General features: G+C 74.0%; 20 protein-coding genes. 12 read left to right on the top strand and 8 right to left on the bottom strand.

Annotated features, from left to right (window positions below; genetic code table 11):
• Positions 1-26 precede the first annotated feature (26 nt).
• On the bottom strand, positions 27-1,385 hold the full coding sequence (locus ACQEVU_RS21590; RefSeq protein WP_433335024.1) for a ricin-type beta-trefoil lectin domain protein: 1,359 nt from the start codon (positions 1,383-1,385) through the stop codon (positions 27-29).
• A gap of 279 nt (positions 1,386-1,664) precedes the next feature.
• Here ACQEVU_RS21590 and ACQEVU_RS21585 point away from each other — a divergent pair, with 279 nt between their 5' ends.
• Positions 1,665-4,058: a ricin-type beta-trefoil lectin domain protein gene (locus ACQEVU_RS21585; RefSeq protein ID WP_433326217.1), complete on the top strand. Its 2,394-nt coding sequence runs from the start codon at positions 1,665-1,667 to the stop codon at positions 4,056-4,058.
• Between the two features lie 113 nt (positions 4,059-4,171).
• On the opposite strand, the gene ACQEVU_RS21580 is transcribed toward ACQEVU_RS21585, so the two are convergent.
• Entirely contained in the window at positions 4,172-6,739 is a 2,568-nt protein-coding gene (locus ACQEVU_RS21580) for an FAD/NAD(P)-binding protein (protein WP_433326215.1), read from the bottom strand.
• A 144-nt stretch (positions 6,740-6,883) separates the two neighbouring features.
• Between ACQEVU_RS21580 and ACQEVU_RS21575 the strand changes: the two genes are divergently transcribed.
• Together ACQEVU_RS21575 and ACQEVU_RS21570 are read left to right on the top strand one after the other, a co-directional pair.
• Positions 6,884-7,999 carry a WD40/YVTN/BNR-like repeat-containing protein gene (locus ACQEVU_RS21575; protein ID WP_433326213.1) on the top strand — a complete coding sequence of 372 codons (1,116 nt, stop codon included), beginning with the start codon at positions 6,884-6,886 and terminating at the stop codon, positions 7,997-7,999.
• Positions 7,996-8,292: a MoaD/ThiS family protein gene (locus tag ACQEVU_RS21570; protein WP_433326211.1), complete on the top strand. Its 297-nt coding sequence runs from the start codon at positions 7,996-7,998 to the stop codon at positions 8,290-8,292. The genes ACQEVU_RS21575 and ACQEVU_RS21570 overlap by 4 nt, the downstream gene beginning before the upstream one ends.
• Positions 8,293-8,334: 42 nt before the next feature.
• On the opposite strand, the gene ACQEVU_RS21565 is transcribed toward ACQEVU_RS21570, so the two are convergent.
• From ACQEVU_RS21565 to ACQEVU_RS21555, 3 genes are read right to left on the bottom strand one after another with little or no spacing between them, the layout of a single operon-like run.
• The gene (locus ACQEVU_RS21565; protein ID WP_433326209.1) at positions 8,335-8,733 is read right to left on the bottom strand and encodes a MerR family transcriptional regulator; all 399 of its coding nucleotides are present in this window, start codon (positions 8,731-8,733) and stop codon (positions 8,335-8,337) included.
• Between the two features lie 7 nt (positions 8,734-8,740).
• Positions 8,741-9,682: a zinc-binding dehydrogenase gene (locus ACQEVU_RS21560; protein ID WP_433326207.1), complete on the bottom strand. Its 942-nt coding sequence runs from the start codon at positions 9,680-9,682 to the stop codon at positions 8,741-8,743.
• Between the two features lie 35 nt (positions 9,683-9,717).
• Positions 9,718-10,392, bottom strand: coding sequence for an NADPH-dependent F420 reductase (locus ACQEVU_RS21555; RefSeq protein WP_433326205.1), 675 nt, complete (start codon positions 10,390-10,392; stop codon positions 9,718-9,720).
• 186 nt (positions 10,393-10,578) lie between these two features.
• Between ACQEVU_RS21555 and ACQEVU_RS21550 the strand changes: the two genes are divergently transcribed.
• The 3 genes from ACQEVU_RS21550 (at position 10,579) to ACQEVU_RS21540 (ending at position 12,421) form a co-directional block, all read left to right on the top strand.
• A complete protein-coding gene (locus tag ACQEVU_RS21550; protein ID WP_433326203.1) occupies positions 10,579-11,328 on the top strand; it encodes an SDR family NAD(P)-dependent oxidoreductase in 750 nt (249 codons plus the stop codon).
• Positions 11,329-11,365: 37 nt separating this feature from the next.
• Positions 11,366-11,854, top strand: coding sequence for a MarR family winged helix-turn-helix transcriptional regulator (locus ACQEVU_RS21545; protein WP_433326201.1), 489 nt, complete (start codon positions 11,366-11,368; stop codon positions 11,852-11,854).
• A 108-nt stretch (positions 11,855-11,962) separates the two neighbouring features.
• Positions 11,963-12,421, top strand: a complete 459-nt coding sequence (locus tag ACQEVU_RS21540) for a cupin domain-containing protein (RefSeq protein ID WP_433326199.1) — start codon at positions 11,963-11,965, stop codon at positions 12,419-12,421.
• Positions 12,422-12,428: 7 nt separating this feature from the next.
• Here the strand turns inward: ACQEVU_RS21540 and ACQEVU_RS21535 are convergent, their stop codons facing one another.
• On the bottom strand, positions 12,429-13,511 hold the full coding sequence (locus ACQEVU_RS21535) for a RuBisCO large subunit C-terminal-like domain-containing protein (protein WP_433326197.1): 1,083 nt from the start codon (positions 13,509-13,511) through the stop codon (positions 12,429-12,431).
• A 204-nt stretch (positions 13,512-13,715) separates the two neighbouring features.
• On the opposite strand from ACQEVU_RS21535, the gene ACQEVU_RS21530 reads away from it, so the two are divergent.
• Both ACQEVU_RS21530 and ACQEVU_RS21525 read left to right on the top strand, forming a co-directional pair.
• Positions 13,716-14,045 (top strand): hypothetical protein, encoded by a 330-nt coding sequence (locus ACQEVU_RS21530; RefSeq protein WP_433326195.1) that lies wholly within the window; start codon positions 13,716-13,718, stop codon positions 14,043-14,045.
• Between the two features lie 44 nt (positions 14,046-14,089).
• Positions 14,090-14,908 (top strand): hypothetical protein, encoded by an 819-nt coding sequence (locus ACQEVU_RS21525; protein ID WP_433326193.1) that lies wholly within the window; start codon positions 14,090-14,092, stop codon positions 14,906-14,908.
• A gap of 12 nt (positions 14,909-14,920) precedes the next feature.
• On the opposite strand, the gene ACQEVU_RS21520 is transcribed toward ACQEVU_RS21525, so the two are convergent.
• Positions 14,921-15,598 carry a hypothetical protein gene (locus tag ACQEVU_RS21520; RefSeq protein WP_433326191.1) on the bottom strand — a complete coding sequence of 226 codons (678 nt, stop codon included), beginning with the start codon at positions 15,596-15,598 and terminating at the stop codon, positions 14,921-14,923.
• A gap of 197 nt (positions 15,599-15,795) precedes the next feature.
• On the opposite strand from ACQEVU_RS21520, the gene ACQEVU_RS21515 reads away from it, so the two are divergent.
• Positions 15,796-16,953, top strand: a complete 1,158-nt coding sequence (locus tag ACQEVU_RS21515; protein WP_433326189.1) for a sensor histidine kinase — start codon at positions 15,796-15,798, stop codon at positions 16,951-16,953.
• Positions 16,950-17,603, top strand: coding sequence for a response regulator (locus ACQEVU_RS21510; protein ID WP_433326187.1), 654 nt, complete (start codon positions 16,950-16,952; stop codon positions 17,601-17,603). Before ACQEVU_RS21515 ends, ACQEVU_RS21510 begins: the two co-directional genes overlap by 4 nt.
• Before the next feature lie 29 nt (positions 17,604-17,632).
• Here ACQEVU_RS21510 and ACQEVU_RS21505 read toward each other — a convergent pair whose 3' ends face one another.
• Positions 17,633-18,199: a class I SAM-dependent methyltransferase gene (locus ACQEVU_RS21505; RefSeq protein WP_433326185.1), complete on the bottom strand. Its 567-nt coding sequence runs from the start codon at positions 18,197-18,199 to the stop codon at positions 17,633-17,635.
• A gap of 96 nt (positions 18,200-18,295) precedes the next feature.
• Here ACQEVU_RS21505 and ACQEVU_RS21500 point away from each other — a divergent pair, with 96 nt between their 5' ends.
• Together ACQEVU_RS21500 and ACQEVU_RS21495 are read left to right on the top strand one after the other, a co-directional pair.
• Positions 18,296-19,453 (top strand): sensor histidine kinase, encoded by a 1,158-nt coding sequence (locus ACQEVU_RS21500; RefSeq protein WP_433326183.1) that lies wholly within the window; start codon positions 18,296-18,298, stop codon positions 19,451-19,453.
• A complete protein-coding gene (locus ACQEVU_RS21495) occupies positions 19,435-20,118 on the top strand; it encodes a response regulator (RefSeq protein ID WP_433326181.1) in 684 nt (227 codons plus the stop codon). Before ACQEVU_RS21500 ends, ACQEVU_RS21495 begins: the two co-directional genes overlap by 19 nt.
• Positions 20,119-20,120 lie beyond the last annotated feature (2 nt).

The raw sequence follows: 20,120 nt of genomic DNA, 5'->3' as shown, positions 1-20,120 counted from the left end.
CCGGCGCCGGACACACCCGGCCCGGGTCAGCTGCGCAGGCTCCACTGCTGGTTGGAGCCGCCGTGACACGACCAGAGCTGCACCTTGGTGCCGTTGGCCGTGGCGGCGCCGCTGACGTCGAGGCACAGTCCGGACTGGACGCCCGTGATCGTGCCGTTGGCGTTGACGTTCCACTGCTGGTTGCTCTGACCGTTGCAGTCCCAGATGACGGCGGCCGTGCCGTTGCTCGTCCCCTGCCCGCTGGCGTCCAGGCACTTGTTGCCGTACACCGTCAGCTGCCGGCCGGCGGTGTAGGTCCAGCGCTGGTTGGAGCCGCCGTGGCAGTCCCACAGCTGCACCTGTGCGCCGTTCGTCGTGCTGGAACCCGGCACGTCGAGGCAGCGACCCGACGCCGCCCCCACGATCGTCACGTTGGACTGGCCGGCCGGGGGGCTGCTCGACGGCGAACCGGACACCGGCGGGCTGGACGGCGACGTGGTCCCGAACGACGAGATGAACCGCCAGGCCTCACCCTTGGTCCACGTCCGGGCGCCGTCGTCGCAGCCGGAGCAGCCGTCCACGGGAGCGGGTCCGTGACCGCCGTCGAAGGCCGCCCACTGCACCGGGTACCCGGCCCGGCACGAATAGACGGTCGTGATGTGCCGCCCGCTGCCCGGCGCCGGCTCCGGCGCGTTCTGCGCGGCGCAGCCGTTGTTGCGCACGAACGTGTCGCGCAGCGCCCGGCCCGAGGAGATGTTGAGGACATTGTCGGAGACGCCGTGGATGCCGAAGTACCCGATCGGCTGGGTGCCGCCGCTGCAGCCGGACAGCTGCGCGCCGGAGTAGACCACAACCGCCCGGAAGACGGTGGCCCGGGCGCACGCGACGGCGTAGCTCATCCCGCCGCCGTAGCTGAATCCCATGGCGAACAGCTGCGTCGTGTCGACGCAGAGGTCGTTCTCGATCATCCGGACCATGTCGTCGGTGAACGTGAGGTCCTGGCCGTTGGTGTTGGCCCAGCCGTTGCCGATGCCCTGCGGCGCGACCAGGATCGCGCTGTTGTTGGACTGCTCCTGCATGCCGTAGTACGACCAGGTGGCGCCGCTGGTGCCGCCCGAGGAGACGTCGTTCATGGTGCCGCCGCGCCAGTGGTACGCGAAGATCAGCCGGTACGCGCGCGCGTTGCTGTAGCCGTCGGGAATCCGCAGGATGAAGCTCCGGCTCTGGCCGCTGCTCTGGATGGTGTACGAGCCGTTGTGCAGTGTCGGGGTCTTGCCGCAGCCGGCCGTCGTCGCCGCGGAGGCGGGCGGGACGGTGGCCGTCATGACGGCGAGCGTCGCGGCGGCGACCGTGGCGACGGCGCCGACGACGGCGAGCCACCGGGGAACCAGGCGGCGTCTCTGCAGTGTTCTCACAGCTGTGGCTCCTTGCTGGTGATCGACATCCATCGGGGGTCCGGATCACGACCGGAGACGTCCCGGAAACATAGGTCGTATGACGTATTGAGTCAACGATTTGCACCAATCGATGCGGCACACCCCATCGGCCGGTGAAACTTTCACGTGGCTCGGTATCGATATTGACCTATTCCAACGCTCGCCCTTAACGTAATACGTCCTATGTCCAGATCCCCTACATCCGCCAGTGGCCGGGGAAAGCGAGAGATACACATGTCGAGAAGAGCGATGCGCCTGCGACCGCCGGCGGCGCGCCGATGGCGGGCCGCCGCCGCGGCGATCGCCATGGGCGCGGCCGCCGTCCTGGTGTGGGCGGCCTCCCCGGCGCACGCCGCGACGGCGATCACGATCAACGGCGCGTCGGGCGGGCGCGTGCTCGACGGCGTGGGCGCCGTCAGCGGTGGCGGCGGCAACTCGCGGCTGCTGACCGACTACCCGGAGCCTCAGCGCAGCGACATCCTGGACTACCTGTTCAAGCCGGGCTACGGCGCGGCGATGCAGATCCTGAAGGTGGAGATCGGCGGGGACACCAACTCGACCTCGGGCGCGGAGCCCAGCCACGAGCACACGCGGGGCAGCGTCAACTGCAACCGGGGGTACGAGTGGTGGCTGATGGAGCAGGCGAAAGCCCGCAACCCGAACATCAACCTGGTCGGCCTGGCGTGGGGCGCCCCCGGCTGGATCGGCAACGGCAACTTCTGGTCCAACGACTCGATCGACTACCTGCTGGCGTGGCTGGACTGCGCGGGCACGCACGGGCTGACGATCAACTACCTCGGCGGCTGGAACGAGAAGGGCTACAACGTCACCTGGTACAAGAACCTGCGCTCCGCCCTGAACTCGCGCGGGTACGCCAATGTGAAGCTCGTGGCCTCGGACGACTTCGGCTGGGCCGCCGCCGACGACTCGCTGCGTGACCCGGCGTTCGCCGGCGCCGTGTCGGTCTTCGGCAGCCACTACGTCTGCGGGTACCGCAGCGCGCAGAGCAGTTGCCCCAGCTCCGGCAACGCCGTGTCGACCGGCAAGGCGCTGTGGGCCAGCGAGAACGGCTCGGACGACTACAACGCGGGCGCCGCGGCGCTCGCCCGCGGCATCAACCGCGGCTACATCGACGGCAAGATGACCGGCTACATCAACTGGCCCGTGATCGCCGCCATCACTCCCAACATCCCCTGGGCCACCACCGGCGTCGCGGTCGCCCCGCAGCCCTGGTCCGGCTACTACTCCATCGGCAGGAACACCTGGGTCATGGCGCAGACCACCCAGTTCACCGCGCCCGGATGGCGCTACCTGGACAGCTCCAGCGGCTACATCGGCGGCAACCGCAACAACGGCAGCTACGTCTCGCTCCGGTCGCCGGCCGGGGCCGACTACAGCACCGTCGTGGAGACGATGGACGCGACCGCGGCGCAGACGCTGACGTTCAGCGTCACCGGTGGCCTGTCCACCGGCACCGTGCACGTGTGGTCCAGCAACGTCCGGTCCAACAGCCCGGCCGACCAGTTCGTGCGCGGGGCCGACATCACGCCGTCCGGCGGCAGCTTCTCGCTCACCGTCCAGCCCGGCTACGTGTACAGCATCACGACCACCACCGGGCAGGGCAAGGGCGCGGCGGCCAGCCCGGCGCAGGGCAACCTGAAGCTGCCCTACAGCGACAACTTCGACGGCTACGCGACCGGCCGCGAGGCGAAGTACCTCATGGACCAGCAGGGCTCGTTCGAGGTCGCCGGGTGCGGGGGCGGGCGCAGCGGGCAGTGCGTCCGTCAGATGTCCGAGCAGGCGCCCATCTTCTGGACGTCCGGCCAGGCCGAGCCGTTCACGCTGCTGGGCGACCTGACCTGGCGCAACTACACCGTCTCATCGGACGTCATGCTGGAGAAGCCCGGCTACGTGCAGCTCATCGGCCGCGGCAACACCTACAACCACCAGGGCCCGCAGAACCTCAACGGCTACTACCTGCGCGTCTCCGACACCGGCGCCTGGTCGATCCGCAGCAACAACACCAGCGGCAACTGGCGCACGCTGGCCAGCGGCACCACGTCGGCGCTGGGCACCGGGCGCTGGCACTCGTTGTCGCTCACGCTCAACGGGAGCACCCTCACCGCGGCGATCGACGGCACCACCCTCGGCAGCGTCTCGGACTCCACCTGGGTGGCCGGCCAGATCGGGTACGCCACCGCCCAGGGCGTGACCGCGCAGTTCGACAACCTGTCCATCACCCCGGTGGGCGGCACCGGCGGCGCCACCGGCGAGGTGCGCGGCGCGGGCTCGAACCGGTGCCTCGACGTCAACGGCGCCAGCCAGGCCGACGGGGCCGTCGTGCAGATCTGGGACTGCAACGGCGGGGCGAACCAGCAGTGGACGGCGACCGCAGGCAACCAGCTGACGGTGTACGGCAACAAGTGCCTGGACGTGCCCGGCACCTCGGCGGGCTCCCGGGCCCGGATCTGGACCTGCACCGGCGGGACCAGCCAGCAGTGGCGCCTCAACGCCGACGGCACGATCGTCGGCGTCGGTTCGGGGCTCTGCCTGGACGTCAACGGCGCGGGCACGGCCAACGGCACCGCCGTGCAGCTCTGGACCTGCAACGGCGGCAGCAACCAGCAGTGGATCCGCGCCTGACGGCCTGACCTTGACCGTCGGCGCGACGCACGGGAGCGTTGCCTCCGGGGCCCCCGCAACCGCGGGCCTCGGGGGCGGCGCCGCCGGTGTGGGCTGACGGCCGGGCCGGGCGATCATCTCCCCGTCGGGGCGGAGGTGTAGCGGCCCGCGCGGTGCAGCGCGCTGAGCAGGGTGTCGTCGATGATTTCGCGCTGGGCGTCGCTGCCGCCGAGCCGGACCCACTCGCCCGTGCGGCGGGAGATCAGCTCGACGGTGAGCGCGTAGTCGCCGGTGAGGTACGCGATCAGCGCCCGGACGAGGACGGCGACGAGGTCGAACGCCGGCTCGGTGCGGCCGGCGGCGTACCGGCGCAGGGCGTCGAGCCGGTCGAGGTCGCCCGCGGCGGCCAGGGCGAGCGCGGCGTGCAGGCCGATGAAGGCGGTCGGCGGCTCGTGCAGCAGCTCCTGCGCAACCGCGCCGAGCACCTCGTCGATCGCCACCGGCTGGGCCGACGCGCCGAGCACGTGGCAGCGCCACAGCAGCGACGCCGAGTCGACGAGCGCCCGCACGCCGCTGACCGAGGGCGGCGACAGCTGGCCCCGCAGCCGGGCCGACACGTCGGCCCAGCGTTCGAGGGCGATCTCGTGCAGCGCGGCGTGCCACGAGTAGTGCGCGCTCTGGAACGCGGTCCGGCCCGGCCCCCTGATCCAGCCGTCGAGCCACTCGAGCCCGGCGCGGTGCTCGCCGGTCTCGTAGTAGACGTGGCTGCGGGCGTGCGCCGCATGACCGCCGGACGGGTCGGCGGCGAGGGCGCGCTCGGCGAGGTCGGCGCTCAGGGCCCACCGGTGCTGTTCCTGCCGTACGAACGCCAGGAGCCCGAGGTACCACCAGTCCTCGCCGTACACCGGGGCCAGCCGCTCGACGATCGCCCAGGCGTGCTGCGGGACCTGGGTCGCGCCGCCGAACGCGATCGTCGGCACGCACGCGTTGACCACGAGCGCGTCGCGGGGGAACTCGTCGATGTGCCGGAGCAGCCCGGCCGGGTCGTTCGCCCGGACGCGGCCGGTGACGGCCCGCAGGAGGCTGCCGGTGCGGGCGTCGGTGCGCGTGCCCGCGGCCCGCTCGGCCTCGGCCAGGGCGCCGCGCGCGTCGGCGACGATGACCCCCTCGGCGGCCAGCAGCGCGCGCACAATGTGCGCGAGCGCGAACGACGGGTCCTCGGCGATCGCCGCATCGAGGGCCTCTTCCGCGCCCCGCTGGACGCGCAGGACCCGCCGCACCGCGTCGTCGAAGTGCTCGCCGGCCCGCGCCGTGGTCAGGATCGGCAGGCCGTACTGGTCGCGGCGGACCAGGTGGCCGGAGCCGCGCCGCGGTCCGGGGCCGCGCCGCGGCGACGGCGTGTCGCGCAGGCGCTCGGCGAGGTCCAGGGCCTGTGCCCGGATCTCCGGCACCGCGGTGGTCTCCAGCAGCTGGCCCCGGCGGGTGCTGCCGAGGGTCCACAGGCCCGGCACCGCTTCGCCGTAGGCGTCGCGCAGCTGCCCGTCGTCCGTGGTCGCCCAGCCCATGCCCAGCGGGCCCGTCGTGACGTACCCCTCGGCGAAGAGCTGCTGGATCAGCGGGTTCGTCGACCCGGCCAGGTCCGGGTCGGGCCCGGTGGTGTTGATGATCCAGCTGTCGGGCCCGGCGACGGCGATGGCGACCGACGGGTGCTCGGCGGCGATCAGCAGCCGGCCCTCCGCCCGCAGCCCGGCGATCGCGTCGGCCACCGTGGGCGCCATGCGGTGCCGCGCATTCTCCCAGCGGCGCAGGTCCCGCCGCAGGAACTCGCGCCGGTCCGCCTCCGGAAGGCCCGACCAGATCGCCTGCGTGTGCGGCCGCAGCCCGTCGATGGCCGGGCGCCAGTCGCCGGTCGCCGCGATCGACTCGCGCACACGGCGATGCACCAGCCGCCGCAGCTCCTTGACGCTGGCGGGCAGCTCGCCGCCGTCGAGCGGCATGGACGCGCGGGCCTCGCGCGTGTGGGCGAACGGCAGCAGGCCGTTGCGCGAGGTGGCGGTGATCGGCCGCCGGGTCCGCGCCGACAGCGACACGGCGACGTCGACGGCGGTGAGCCCGGTGCCGACGATGAGGACCGGGTCGCCGGGCCCGACGCCGTCCAGGGCGCCGGGCCGCCACGGATCGGCGACGAACCGGGGCCGGCCGCGCAGGCGGCGCGGCACCCAGGCCTGGGCCGGCGGCTCGATGCCGATGGCCAGCACGACCTCGCTCGCGTGCACCGGGGCGGCCCCGTCGATGGTGATCGTCCAGCCGTCGGGGCTGCGGTGCAGGCCGTTGGCCCGGCCCCGGATCAGGCGCACGTCCGCCTGGCCGCCGCCGGCGGCGTCGTAGGCCAGCGAGGCGAGGTAGGCCCCGTAGGCGGCGCGCTGGGCGAAGTCCTCGCCGCCCACGCCGCCCCACCCGTTGGCCGAGAGCCAGCGGGCGAAGTGGTCGGGCCGGTCCGGCCAGGCGCTCATCGCCCCGGCCCGGACGTTGAGCAGGTGCGCCGGGTCCGGGGTGCGGTACGCGGTGCCGCTGCCGACCTCGCCGGGCCCGCAGTCGATCAGGGCGACCCGGACCCGGGCGGCGGCGAGCCGGGTCAGGTGCGCCAGCACCAGCGCACCGGCGGCCCCGCCGCCGACCACCGCAACATCGACATCGCTCACGATTCACCCTATTGTTCGCAAATAACCGCCTGAAGATCAGACTACGGCGCGCCCGGCGGCGTAGCGGCCCGCGGGAGGTTGAATCGGTGGTCACGGGCCGCGGACGGCCGTCATCCGTGTGACGATGCACGAGGAGGTGACGCCATGACCGGGGTTCGGGTGCTCGTCGGCACGCGCAAGGGTGCGTTCGTCCTCACCGCGGACGGCAAGCGCCAGGACTGGAAGGTGGACGGGCCGCATTTCGGCGGGTGGGAGGTGTACCACGTCAACGCCTCGCCCGCGGACCCCGACCGGCTCTATGCCTCGCAGTCCGGGGGCTGGTTCGGGCAGCTGATCCAGCGCTCCTGCGACGGCGGCCGCACCTGGGAGCCGGTCGGCAACGACTTCGGCTACGCGGGTGAGGTCGGAGAGCACCTGTGGTACGACGGCACGCCCCGGCCGTGGGAGTTCAAGCGGATCTGGCACCTCGAACCGTCCCGCGACGACCCGGACACGGTCTACGCCGGAGCCGAGGACGCCGCGCTGTTCCGCTCGACCGACGGCGGCCACGAGTGGCAGGAGCTCACCGCGCTGCGCCGGCACGACTCCGGGCCGCGGTGGCAGCCGGGCGCCGGCGGCATGTGCCTGCACACGATCATCCTCGACCCGGTGCACCCGGACCGGATCTACGTGGCGATCTCGGCGGCCGGGGCGTTCCGGTCCGACGACGCGGGGCAGAGCTGGCGGCCGATCAACCGGGGGCTCGTGTCGGGCCAGATCCCCGACCCCGACGCCGAGGTCGGGCACTGCGTGCACCGGCTCGCGATGCACCCGTCGCGCCCCGACGTGCTCTACATGCAGAAGCACTGGGACGTCATGCGCACCGACGACGGCGGGGGGTCGTGGCGGGAGATCAGCGGCGACCTGCCGACCGACTTCGGCTTCCCGATCGCCGTGCACGCGCACGAGCCGGAGACCGTCTACGTCGTGCCGATCACGAGCGACTCGGAGCACTACGTGCCGGACGGGCGGCTGCGCGTGTACCGCTCCCGCAGCGGCGGCGACGAGTGGCAGCCGCTCACCGAGGGCCTGCCGCAGGCCAACTGCTACGTCAACGTGCTGCGCGACGCCATGGCGGTCGACACGCTGGACGAGTGCGGGATCTACTTCGGCACCACGGGCGGGCAGGTGTACCGCTCCGCCGACGCCGGCGACACCTGGGCGCCGATCGTGCGGGACCTGCCGGCCGTGCTCTCCGTCGAGGTGCAGACGCTGCCGTGATCCGGGTCGTGCTGCCGCCGCACCTGCGCAACCTGGCCAAGGCCGGCCGCGAGGTCGAGCTGGACGTGGCCGGGGAGCCGACGCTCGCGCGGGTTCTCGACGCGCTGGAGGCCCGCTACCCGGTGCTGCTCGGCACGGTCCGCGACCGGGGCAGCGGCCGGCGCCGAGCGTTCGTGCGCTTCTACGCGTGCGAGGAGGACCTGTCCAACGACCCGCCGGACACCCCGCTGCCGGCGCCGGTCGCGGCGGGGCTCGAGCCGCTGCTGATCATCGGGGCGATGGCCGGCGGGTAGCGCCGGCCGCCCGAGGCGAGGGCCGAGCCGCCGCGGCGGCCGTCAGCGCCGCGCGGCGGCCGGAACGCCCGCGCCGGGGGTGAACGCCGGGCGGTCGAGGCGGCCGGCGAGGCTGTCGTGCAGGCGGGTCAGCGTGTCGAGGCGCTCGCGGATGAGGGCGAGCCGCTCGTCGGCGACCCGCATCGCGGCCGCGCATCCGGGGCCCACGGCGAACGTCGGCGGCAGGTCGCGGTCGAGCCACGGCAGGAACTCGCGCACGTCGGCGATGGTGAAGCCGAGCGCCAGCAGCTCGCGGATGTTGCGCACGCGGCGTACCGCGGCAAGGTCGTAGTCGCGGTAGCCGGCCGGCGTGCGGGCGCTGGTGAGCAGGCCCTCCTGCTCGTAGTACCGCAGCGTCCTGGTGGTCGTCCCGGCCGCCTCGGCCAGTGCCCCGATGCGCATCACCCCACTATGCCAGCCGAACCACCACGGTCCCGGTATGGCGGCCGGCGAACAGGTCGAGCAGGGCCTGCGGCGCGGCGGCGAGGCCGTCGACCACGGTGTGCGGCACCGCGATCCGCAGGCCCAGGAACTCCGCCTCGTGCCGCGGCTCGTCGGCCGTGGTGAACCCGTGCAGCGACAGCCGCCGGCCGATGACCGTCGTCAGGTCGAGCGCCGGGTCGCCGGCGCCGCCGAGCTGGGCCGCCAGCGCCCCGCACAGCGCGATGCGGCCCCGCGGCCGCATCGCGCCGACGAGCTCCGCGAGCAGCGGGCCGCCGACGGTGTCGAAGCCGACGTCCACCCCGTCCGGCGCCGCCGAGCGCAGCGCCTCCACACCGTGCTGGAATCCGAGGTCGTACCCGAACCGCTCCGTCAGCGCCGCCACCTTGCCCGCGCTGCCGGTGCTGCCGATCACCCGCCCGGCCCCGAGCGCCCGCGCGATCACCCCGGCGAGGCTGCCGATGCCGCCGGCCGCGCCGGACACGTACACCGTCTCCCCGGGCCGCAGCCCGGCCGCGCGCAGCCCCGCGTACGCGGTCAGGCCGCCCGACAGCAGCGCGACCTCGTCGCCCGCGTCGATCCGGCGGAACCGCGCCGCCGGGCCGGCCGCGTACTCGCGCCACCCGAGCCCGTGCAGCACGGTCGCGCCGACCGGCAGCGCCGGGCTCGCCGAGGCCGCCACCTCGCCGACCGCCTTGCCGAACAGCGGCTCCCCCACCTCGTAGCCGGGCCGCACGCCGAGCCCGCCGGCCAGCAGCGACCGCATCGCCGCGCCGAGCGCCATGAGCCGGTTGCGGACCACCACCTCGCCGCCGGCCGGGTCGGGCAGCTCCCGCACGGCCGGCTCGAAGTCGTCCATCACCGGTACGGCGCCCGGCCGCCGGGCCAGCCTGATCTCCGCGCTTCTCATGGGCCGGAGGTTAGGCCTTGACGTACACGTGAAGGTCAAGCTCTGGGTGCAGCGCTCTGCAGCGCCGCACGGATCGCCGACGCGTCGGCGGGGTGCCCGACCGGGTCGCTGAACGGCCCGTACGGGTTGCCGTAGACGGGCGTGCCGGGTTCGCTGCGCCAGCTGTCGGCGAGCGTCCCGGCGTCCACGGCGTCGAAGCCGATGGCGTCCAGCAGCGCCGTGACGGTCCGCTTGGCCTCGGCGTCGTCGCCGGCGATCGGCAGGGCGGTGCGGTCGGCCGCGCCCGCGGGCCTGGCCAGCGAGCCCAGGTGCAGGTAGAAGATGTTGTTGAAGCCCTTGACGACGCTCGCCTCGGGCAGGTGGCGCTGCAGCAGCGCGCTGCTCGTCGCCGTGCCCTCGTCGAGCTCGCGGATCTGGCCGTCGCGCTGCGGGTAGTAGTTGTTGGTGTCGATGACGACCTTGCCCTTGAGCGGCTCGGCCGGCACGTCGCGGTACGCGCGCAGGGGGATCGTCACCACGACGATGTCCCCGGCCGCGGCGGCGTCCGCGGGCCGCCCGGCGCGAGCGTTCGGGCCGAGCTCGGCGACCAGGCCGGCGAGCGTTTCCGGGTCGCGCGAGTTGCTGAGGACGACGTCGTAGCCGGCGGCGACCGCCAGCCGCGCCACGGTGGAGCCGATGTTGCCGCTTCCGATGAAGCCGATCGTGGTCATACCCGCCGGAACTCCGCCGGCGGGCCGGTCATTCCGTCCCGGTCGAGGCCCGTCTGTGGCGACCGACATACCCAAGCCGGGAATAGACGGGAACAGGAAAAGTGTGTCGACGGCCACTCGAGGAATACATGACATGTCACGTAAGTTGGCGAGCAGGTAGGTCATCGACGAGCAAGGAGCAATGAGATGCATCGGCTGCAGGGCAAGACCGCGCTGGTGACAGGGGGCACGTCGGGTATCGGGCTGGCGGTCGCGCGGCGCTTCGCCGACGAGGGTGCGCACGTGTTCGTGACGGGGCGGCGCAAGGAAACCGTCGACGAGGCGGTCGCTCTGATCGGCCCGTCCGCCACCGGCGTGGCCGGCGACGTCACCGATCAGGATGATCTCGACCGGCTCTTCGCGACGATCGGCCGGCGCGGGCGCGGACTCGACGTGCTGATGGCCAACGCGGGCGGCGGGTCGTTCGCGCCGCTGGATGCGATCACCGCGCAGGACTACCGGGCGACGTTCGACCGCAACGTCGGCGGCACGCTGTTCACCGTGCAGAAGGCGCTGCCGCTGCTCAGGCCGGGCGCATCGATCATCCTGACCGGTTCCACCGCGGCCTCCACCGGCACACCGGCATTCGGGCTGTACGCGGCGACGAAGGCGGCCATCCGTTCGTTCGGGCGCACGTGGGCGGCCGAACTGGTCGACCGGGGCGTCCGGGTGAACACGCTGGTCCCCGGGCCCGTCCAGACGCCCGGGCTGGCCGGCCTCGCCGGCGACCCTTCGGGCGTCGAGCCGCTGTTCGCGTCGCTGGCCGCCGGTGTACCGCTCGGGCGGCTGGGCCGTCCCGAGGAGATCGCGGCGGCAGCGGTGTTCCTGGCCTCGGACGACAGCAGCTTCATGACCGGTGCCGAGATCTTCGTGGACGGCGGCGCCGAGCAGATCTGAGTTCCGTGACGGGTCACGTAACTGGCACCATGGCGGTATGACGGCCAAGGTTCCGGCCCGAGGCTGGCTCGATCGCGACGAGCAGCGCACGTGGCTCGCCTACATCCGCCTCCAGCTCCGGCTCACGTACGAGATCAACCGGCAGGTGCAGGCCAATAGCGACCTCTCGCTGCCGGACTACGACGTCCTCACCGCCCTGAGCGTCGCCCCGGCCGGGTGTCTGACCATGACCGCGCTGGCCAACCAGATCGGCTGGGAACGCAGCCGGTTGTCGCACCACGCCAAACGGATGGCCCAGCGCGGCCTGGTCGACCTCGACCAGGCCCTCAACGACCGGCGCGTGACCGAGGTGTCCCTCACCACGGCCGGGCGGCACGCCCTCGAGGCGGCCGCACCGGGCCACGTCGATCTGATCCACGACCTGTTCTTCGACGGCCTGCCGGCCGACCTGCGGGCGCCGTTCACCGCGGCTCTCGAACGTATCTACGACAACGTCCTGGCCCGGGGAACGCTGCCCCGGCCCTGACCAGAGGAGTCACCGATGCCCAAGGCTGTCGTACTCGACGCGTACGGCCCACCCGACGTCCTGATCTGGAAGGACGTGCCGCTGCCGGAATCGTCGTAGGATCGGCGGATGACCACCCATCGCACGCAGCGGGAGCCGTTCGTGTGGGAGGGCGGGGACGTGCTCGCGTACAAGGAGCAGGACGGCACGTTCCGGTCGGTCACCCGGCAGGTGCTCACCGACGCCGAGCACGGTCAGGGCACGTCGCTGCGATACTTCGAGGTCGGCCCGGGCGGGCACACGACGCTGGAGCGCCACGCGCACACGCACGTGGTGGTGCCGATCCGCGGGCGGGGCCGCGCGCTGGTCGTCGACCGCGTCGTACCGCTGGCGCTGCACGACGTGGTGTTCGTGCCGAGCTGGGGGTGGCATCAGTTCCGGGCCGCCGACGACGAGCCGCTCGGCTTCCTGTGCGCGGTCACGCTCGAGCGGGACCGGCCGGTGCTGCCGACGGCCGCGGAGGTTGCCGAGCTGCGCCGCGACCCGGCCGTTGCGGCGTTCATCCGGGTCGCCGCCGACCTGGGGTAGCCGCCGGTCAGCGGGTGGCGGCGACCAGTCGCTCGGCGGCGCGGCGGGGATCGCCGCCGCGCTGCAGGTCCGCCCCCACCAGGAAGACGGTGTCCGGGCCGTAGGCGGCCAGCAGCTCCGGCGCGCGCTCGATCGACATGCCGCCGCCGGGCGCGGGCAGCGCCGGCGCCAGGCCGTGCCACGGGCGGCGCGCCGCCTCGGCGATGGCCAGGCACTCCGGGCGGCCGAGGCTGAAGCGCCCGCCCCAGCTCGGGAACACGGTCACGTCGGCCCCGGCCAGCCGCAGCAGCGTGCCGAAGAGCACCGGCGGCGCGATGCCGTGGCTCGCCGCGGCCGTGAACCCGCCCAGGAACGCGGGGTGGGCCAGCACGATGCCTCCGTCGAGCAGGTCGGCGGCGCCGGCGAGGGCGCCGAACCCGGCGATGCCGGGCATCACCAGTACCCCCTGCGCGCCCTCCCGCCGCGCGAGGCGGATCTGCTCGGCCGAGCCGTTCACGGAGGGAAGGTAGGCGCAGTGCCCGCCCGTGTCCTGGTTGGCGCGGCGGACCGCCTCGGCCACCCGCGGCACCCGCTCGGCGAACGGCGCCCACGGCTGGTTGGCCAGGCCCTGGTCGTCCTTGAGGAGGTGCAGCCCGCCGGCGGCCAGCTCGTAGGCGAGCGCGGCCAGCTGTTCGGCGGTCATGCCCACGGGCTTCAGCGCCGTGGCGAGCAGGGCGCCGCCGGGCTCGGCCACGAGCGCCCGCACCCCGGCCACGCCGAGCCGGGGGCCGGGCAGCGCGGCCACGAGGGACCCGGGCAGCTCCACGTCGACGAGCCGCACGCCGTCCTGCAGCGACACGTTGCCCAGCAGCAGCACCAGCAGCTGCCCGAGCTCGCCGCCGGCGAGATCGGCCGGGTAGTCGACGGTGACCAGCGCGGGCCGGCCCGCCCGCCGTTCGACGGTGCGGACGTGGGCGAGCGAGTCGCGCACCGCGTTGCCGGGCGCGAGCTCGGTGGGCAGCTCGTGGCTCTGCTCGACCGCCACGGCGGCGGCGCGCCCGGCCGGATCGTCCGCGGTGATCTCGTACACGGCCGTGATGATCTCGGGCATGACGCCGCCTCGTCCTCGGGTGCGTGCGCGGACCTGACGATCGTATGCGCCCTACGGGCCGGCCGGGACGTCGCCGCGCAGCGTGATGCGGTGTATCACCCGGTCGCTCGAACCTGACGCCCATCCGACACAGGTATCAGGCGGCCGCCCGGGCCGGTCTTCCCCGCACCAGTTCGGCACACAGCGAGATCGAGGGAGGCCGCAATGACGGACAAGCGTGCGGAGGAGGCGATGGAGGTCCTGTACGGCAACGCCCTGCGGGAGCTCGAGGAGGCGGACGAGGAGGCCGGCGAGCAGCCGCTGAGCGAGGCCGACCGCGACCAGGTCCGCGCCTACATCCGGACGGGGTACCGGCCCGGCATGAGCGCCGAGGAGGCCGCCGCGCTCCAGGCGGCCGCGGTCGACGACCTGCTGCGGACCCTCGAGTTCGAGCCCGGCGGCGCGCTCGCGGACCTGTTGCCGCAGGTCCGGGCCCTCGGGGAGGTCATCACGAAGGTCAAGGAGGCCCGCGAGGCCGCGTCAGCAGGGTCCTGACCGCCGACCGGCGGCGGAACAACGACACGAGAAAGAGGGAACCCATGGGCACGACCCAGGCCGTCATGAACGCCGACAACCGCCTGTTGACACTGACCGGCGAGCTCGGGCAGCTGCAACGCCGCATCGGCGACGAGCTCGTCGCCGGCCCCGGCGCGCGCAACACCGACCAGCTCCTCGCGGATGCCGACAACCTGCTCGCCGACGTGCAGCAGGAACTCATCACGATCGACCCCAGCCTGGGACCGCGGTACCGCGACGAGTTTCACGCCGTCACCAACGCGGTCCAGCACGTCCGGGACGAGATCCTCAAGATCCCGCTCTTCCACGTCAAGCAGGATCTGCGCACGCTGCTGGGCCCCGGCTGGCAGGCCGCGGCGCCGGCGGGCTTCGCCTGGTTCCGCGGGACCCCGCTGCCCAATGCCCTCGAGGTGCTCCAGGCCGGCCATTTCAACGCGCGCAAGACGAACCATGGCGCCTACTTCGGCCTGGGCACGTACTTCGCGCCGGGCCTGGCGACGGCGTTGACGTACGGCCCCAAGTGCGTGTTCGGGTTGAACCCCCATCCCAACCGGGTCCTGCGGGTCCTGGAGGCCGGGTATCCGGTGTTCGCGTCCGCGTTCGGCGGGGCGTTCGTCGTCAACGACGTGATCTACAGCGTCCAGCTCGAGATCGTCCTGGACTATGAGGAGAAGCGGCGGATCAGGGACTCCGGCAACGCCGCCAGCGCGGTGGCGGAGATCGCCCGGAGCCGGCAGTACGACGCCGTGGAGGTCCTGGCGTCGCGGGAGGGCCACCTGCTCATCCTCCTGGACAAGCACAACGTTGCTCCCGCCAACGTGGTGTACCTCGACCTCATGTGACCGCTGAACGCCTCAACCGTGGACCGCGGCGCCGGTGGGGCGCAGCCGGCGCCGCAGGGCGGCCACGCCGACGCCCACGATCCAGACGATGGCGAGCAGGCGGTACAGCGGCTCGAGCCTGACCAGCGGCGGCCATGCGATCGAGACGACCGACACGGCGATCAACGGCGCGGCCCACCGTCCGTAGCGGAACATCCAGCGGGTTCGGGCGTCGCTGCGCAGGCCCGCGACGGACGCCGCGGCGACCAGCCCGGCGAAGCCGCCGAGGTGCAGGGCGCCGCCGCACAGCAGCGTCGCCTTGCCCAGCGCGGAGACGACGCCGGCGCCGGCCGTGTCCGCAACGGCGGCGAGGATCAGCGACGTGAGGACCGACAGCAGCAGGAACCCGGCCGCTGCGCGGTTGCCCCAGGCCGCCGCCCGTTCCAGCCGACCGGCCGCCGCGAACGCGCGGCCGGGCCAGAGCGCGGCGTGCAGCCCGCGCCCGAACAGGTACAGCGCGGCGGCGGCGAGCACCTGCAGCACACTCTGCGTGAGCACGGCGGCGCGGCTGCCGCCGTAGAACGCCCGCAGGTCTTCGACCGAGGCGCCGGGCAGATACAGCGTCTTGCCGGTCGTCAGCGCGCCGCCGGCGACGATGCTCGCGACCAGCGCGACCGCGAAGACCGGCCCGAACCAGCCCCATCGCTTCATGAACAACCCACCGCCCTCATGACCAACTTCATGCTCACCACCCTGCCGGGATTGCCGCCAGGTGGCGTCCGGGCCGGCGCGGCTTCTGCCGTACGTCATGGCGCGTACGCGGCCCGGTGGCACTACGTCCCCTGCGGTACGCCCGGATTCGCCGGTCGGCGCAGTGCGCCCATGCCCGGCTGGGGCATCATCGGGTGATGCGGTCGACACGGTGGTCCACGCGGCGGCCCCCGCCCGCCGATCTCCTGCTGGCGGGGGCGCTCGCGGCGCTCTGTGCGGCCGGCACCGCCGTGCCGTGGGCGGGGCAGCACGGCCGGGGCGCGGATCTGGCGGCGGCCGGGCTCGCCGTGCTGGCCGCGCTGCCCCTCGCCGTGCGGCGGGCGTGGCCGCTGGGGAGCCTGCTCGTCACCGCCGGGGCGACCACGGTGTACCTGGCGCGCGGATACCCGTACGGGCTGATCTTCGCGGCGCTGGCCGTGGCGGTGTACACGGCCGCGTCCCGGCTGCCGTGGCCGCGCTCGCTGCCGGCCGGCGCGGCGGCGCTCGCACCGTTGGCCATGCACGCGGCGATGCCGGGCGGCAGCGTGCTCGGCGCGGCCGCGGCAAGCTCGGCGTGGGTGGTGGTGCCGTTCGCGGTCGGCTGGGTCGTGCGCACCGGCCGTGAGTCGGCCGCGCTCGGGCAGGCGGAGCAGGCGCGGCGGTTCGCGTACGAGGAGCGGCTGCGCATCGCGCAGGAGGTGCACGACGTGGTCGGGCACGGGCTGGCGGCGATCACCATGCAGGCCGAGGTGGCGCTGCACGTGCTGCCCAAGCGGCCGCAGCAGGCCGAGGCGGCGCTGACGGCGATCAGCCGCACCGGCAAGGAGGCGCTGGACGAGCTGCGCGCCACCCTCGCCGTCGTGCGCCGCGACGAGGATGACGGCCCGGTCCCGCGCCCGGAGCTGGCCCGCCTGGACGAGTTCGTGGCCCGGATGGCGGGCGCCGGGGTCGCGGTGAGCGTCGAGGTGACCGGAACGCCGCGGCGGCTGCCGGCCGCGGTGGACCTCGCGGCGTACCGGATCGTGCAGGAGGCGCTCACCAACGTGCTGCGCCACGCGGGCAGCCCGACCGCCACGGTCCGCCTCGACCACCGGCCGGGCCGGCTCCTCGTGGAGGTGACCGACGAGGGCCGCGGCGCCCCGGCGGCACCCGAGCGGCCCGGCCACGCGACCTCCGCCCCGCTGCGCGGCGGCCACGGCATCGCCGGCATGCGGGAGCGGGCCATCGCCCTCGGCGGCGAGCTCACCGCGGGCCGCCGGCCGGGCGGGGGCTTCCGGGTGGCCGCCCGGCTTCCGGTACCGGAGCCGACGCCGTGATCCGGGCCCTGCTCGCCGACGACCAGGACCTCGTCCGGCTCGGCCTGCACGTGCTGCTCGACAACGAGGAGGACATGGAGGTCGCCGGCGAGGCGGCCGACGGGCTGGAGACCGTGGAACTGGCCCGGCGGCTCCGGCCGGATGTGGTCCTGATGGACGTGCGCATGCCGGGCATCGACGGCATCGAGGCGACCCGCCGGATCGTGGCCGATCCCGCCCTCGCGGCGACGCGCGTCGTGGTCCTCACCACGTTCGAGGTGGACGAGTACATCTTCGCGGCGCTGCGCGCGGGTGCCAGCGGCTTCCTCATGAAGGACACCAAGCCCGCCCAGCTGCTGGACGCCGTGCGCCGGGTCGCGGCCGGCGACGCGCTGCTGTCGCCCTCGGTGACGCGCCGGGTGATCCGCGAGTTCGCGGCCGGGCGGCCCCGGGTCCGCAGCCCGCACCCGCTGCTCGACACCCTCACCGACCGGGAGCGCGAGGTGCTCGTCCTCGTCGCCGAGGGCCTGAGCAACGACGAGATCGCGGCGCAGCTCGTCATCAGCCCGGCGACCGCGCGCACCCACGTCAGCCGCATCATGGCCAAGCTCGCCGCCCGCGACCGCGCCCAGCTGGTGGTCGCCGCCTACCGCTCCGGCCTGCTCGACTGAGCTTCGCCCCGCGCTGCACCGAGCGGTGGTCAACGCGGGTGGAGCGCGCGGTGCACGAAGGCGGGCGGGAGGTTCGCCCACACCAGCGGCGTACGCTCCAGCGTCCGGAACCGCGCGTCGAGCTCGGCGGCGAAGTCCCGCGCCGGCGGGGTCCACGCGGCGTGGGCGTACGCGAACGTGGTGAACCCGCCGTGCGGGGCGAGCACCGCGCCGATCGCGTCGAGGATCCTGGTGCGCACCGGGCGCGGCAGCACCGTCCACGGCAGGCCGGACACCACCGCGTCGACCGGGCCGTCGACGAGGTCGGCGAGCCGCTCCGCGGAGTCGTGGACGACCTCGACCGGTCGCAGGCGAAACCGCCGGCGCAGCGCCGCGGCCAGCCGCGCGTTGGCCTCCACCGCGACGAACCGCGCGCCGGGCGCCATGCGCCGCAGGATGGCCGCCGTCGCCGGCCCCGTCCCCGGACCGAGCTCGACGATGGTGCGGGCGTGCTGCAGGCGCAGCCCGTCGGTGAGCGCGCGGGCGAGGGAGGACGAGCTCGCCGCGACAGCGCCGGTCGTGCGCGGATGCAGCAGGAACTCCTGGAAGATCGACATGCCGGCGACGCTATGGAGGGCCGCCGTACACGGGCGTCATGCTGCGGGCTCGCGGACGTCCTCCCGCAGGAGGAACCGACCCGTATCGTGGGTCGGGTGCATGGGCTGGCCAGGCTGGTATGGACGCGCGACGCGGCGATCGCCACGGCGCTGACGGCGGTGTCCCTGACCGCTCTGCCCGAGGGGCGGCCCCGGTGGGTCCAGGCGGCGCTGCTCGTCGTGCTCGCCTCGGCGTTGCTGTGGCGCCGGCGGCGACCGCTCACCGCGGCCGCGGTCGTGCTCGGCGCGGCCTGGCTGGGGTTGCTCGGCACGGTCTGGCGCGAGCATCTGCCGCTGGGTCATCTCGCCGTCGAGATCGTGGTGTGCACGCTGGTGCAGGCCGGCCGGCGCGGGGCGGCGGCGGTGGTCTCGGCGATCGGCGCCGGGTTCTTCGTCGCCTGGGCCGTGCGCTGGTACCCCGGGGTCGGCGCGTTCTGGGGCTCCGCCGGGTTCTGCCTGTCCCTCGCCGTGGCCTGGCTGCTCGGCGCGTACCTGCGCGCGCGGCAGGCCCGGGCGGCGGCCGAGCGCCGGGCCCTGGCCGCCGCGGCCGCCGCGGGCGAGCGCGCCCGGATCGCCCGCGAGCTGCACGACGTGCTCGCCCACAGCGTCGGCGTCATGGTGGTCAACGCCGAGGGCGCCCGGCTGATGCGCCACGCCGACCCGGCCGTCGTCGACCGGACGTTCGAGTTGATCAGCACCACCGGGCGGGGCGCGCTGGAGGAGCTGCGCCGCCTGCTGGCGGCACTGGACGAGCACGCCTGCACGGCGGCCGACCTCGAGGACCTGGTGCGCCGCGCCGGCGCCGCGCTGCGCGTCTCGGGGAGCGCGGACGGGGTGCCGCCGGAGGTGCTGGCCCAGGCGTACCGCATCGTCCAGGAGGCACTGACCAACGTCATCAAGCACGCCGGAGCGGGTGCCCGGACCGAGGTCGTGGTCGGATTCGGTACTCCGAGACGCCGCACGCTGCGCATCGAGGTACTCGACACCGGGGGGACCGGGGCCGCCGCCGGCCTGCCGTCGTCCGGGCGCGGGCTGGCCGGCATGCGGGAGCGGGCCGCCCTCGTCGGCGGCACGCTGAGCGCCGAGCCGGTCGAGGGCGGCGGATTCCGCGTGGTCGCGACGCTGCCGTACGACTCCACAGCCGGCTCTCAGCCGCGCACAGCGGGCGCACAGGCGCCCGCGGGCAGGATCGGCATGTGGCGGCACGGGTACTGATCTGCGACGACCAGGAGCTCATGCGGGTCGGGCTGCGGATGGTGGTGGACAGCCAGCCCGACCTGACCGTGGTGGGCGAGGCCGCCGACGGGGCCGCCGCGGTGAGCCTGGCCGAGCGGACGTCGCCCGACGTGGTGCTGCTCGACGTACGGATGCCGGCCCTCGACGGGGTGACCGCGGCGGCACGGATCGCCGCCGCCGTGCCCGGGACGAGGCTGCTCATGATCACCGCGTTCGACCTGGACGAATACGCCTACGCCGCACTACGGGCCGGCGCGCACGGGTTCGTGCTCAAGGATGCGCCCGCCGCGGAGCTGCTGGTCGCGATCCGCGGCGTGCTGCGCGGGAACGCGATGGTGGCGCCGTCGGTGACCCGGCGACTGCTGGAGCGGTACCTGACCGGGCCCGCGGCGCCGGAGCCCGATCCGCGCTGCGACCTGCTGACCGAGCGGGAGCGGGAGGTGCTCGGCCTGGTCGCGCTCGGGCTGAGCAACGCCGAGATCGCCGGCCGGCTGTTCCTCGGCGAGACGACCGTGAAGACGCACATCGGCCGGATCCTCACCAAACTGCGGCTGCGGGACCGCATCGGCGCCGTGGTGTTCGCATACGAGTCGGGCCTGGCCCGCCCGGGCGGTCAGGCCGCGCCGACTAAGGTGCGAGGGTAACG

Origin of the sequence: Dactylosporangium sp. CA-139066 (assembly GCF_050936175.1) — a bacterium.
Taxonomy (GTDB): Bacteria; Actinomycetota; Actinomycetes; order Mycobacteriales; family Micromonosporaceae; genus Dactylosporangium.
Note: the sequence above shows the minus strand (reverse complement) of the source record. Positions and strands in the feature narration are given on the sequence as shown.